Raw genomic sequence first — 1,298 nt, forward strand, 5'->3', positions numbered from 1 at the left:
TGCACCGCCCTGCCCGCCGTCGTAACCGTTGCCTCCGGTGGCGCCGGTTTGCTCGGCGGCGTTGCCGCCCGCCGCACCTTGCCCGCCGGTCCCACCCGTACCGCCTTTGCCGCCGGTACCGGCCGCGCCGCTTGCGCCGGCGATTCCGCTGTACTTGCCGCCGGTGCCGGCATGGCCGCCGTCCCCACCTGCTCCCGCGTCCCCGCCCTGACCGCCTTGGCCGCCGGTGCCGCCGACGCCAGTGGTGCTGTTGGCGCCGCTGCCGCCTTGGCCGCCTTGACCGCCCTTGCCGCCTTGGCCACCTATGCCGCCGTCGCCGCTGGTGCCACCCGCTCCGGCGGTGCCGCCCTGGCCGCCCGCACCGCCCTGCCCGCCGGCGTAACCCTTGTCGCCGGTGGCCCCGCTGCCATCGGCTGCCGCGGCGCCAGCCCCGCTGTCACCCCCGGCACCACCGGTGCCGCCCTTGCCGCCGATGCCCGCGGCGCCTGTTGTGCCGTCTTGGCCGCTGTGTGCGCCGCCGGTGCCTTTGGCGCCGCCGTCGCCGCCGGCGCCCGCGTCCCCGCCCTGGCCGCCGGTGCCGCCGGTACCGCCGATGCCGGTGGTGCTGTTGGAACCGCTGCCTCCCGTGCCGCCTTGGCCGCCCTTGCCGCCGACGCCGCCGTCTCCGCCATCACCGCTGGTACCGCCTGCACCGGCGGTGCCCCCCTGGCCACCTGATCCGCCCTGGCCGCCGGCGTAGCCCTTGTCGCCGGTGGCGCCGCTGCCATCTGCCTGTGCGCCGATAGCCCCGCTGTCGCCGCCGGCGCCGCCGGTGCCGCCTTTGCCGCCGGTGCCCGCGGCGCCGGTCGCTCCGTCGCTGCCGCTGTATGTGCCGCCGGTCCCGGCATGGCCGCCGTCTCCGCCTGCTCCGGCGTCCCCGCCCTGACCACCTTGGCCGCCTTGACCGCCAACACCGGTGCTGCTGTCCGCGCCGCTGCCTCCGGTGCCGCCTTGGCCGCCCTTGCCGCCGACGCCGCCATCCCCGCCGTCGCCGCTGGTACCGCCCGCACCGGCGGTGCCGCCCTGGCCGCCCGCCCCGCCTTGGCCGCCGGCGTAGCCCTTGTCGCCGGTGGCGCCGGTGTGGTCGGCTGCCGCGGCGCCAGCCCCGCTGTCACCCCCGGCACCACCGGTGCCGCCCTTGCCGCCGGTGCCCGCCGCGCCGGTGGTGCCGTCGATTCCGCTGTATGTGCCGCCGGTGCCTTTGGCGCCGCCGTCGCCGCCGGCGCCTGCGTCGCCGCCCTGGCCACCGGTGCCGCCGT

1 protein-coding gene is annotated in these 1,298 nt (G+C 79.0%); it reads right to left on the reverse strand.

What is annotated here, in order from left to right; translation table 11 throughout:
* On the reverse strand, window positions 1-1,298 hold a 1,298-nt coding region (locus tag AC5Y5V_RS31315), incomplete at both ends, for a hypothetical protein (protein WP_499942950.1).

This window comes from Mycobacterium sp. NGS68 (assembly GCF_059812195.1).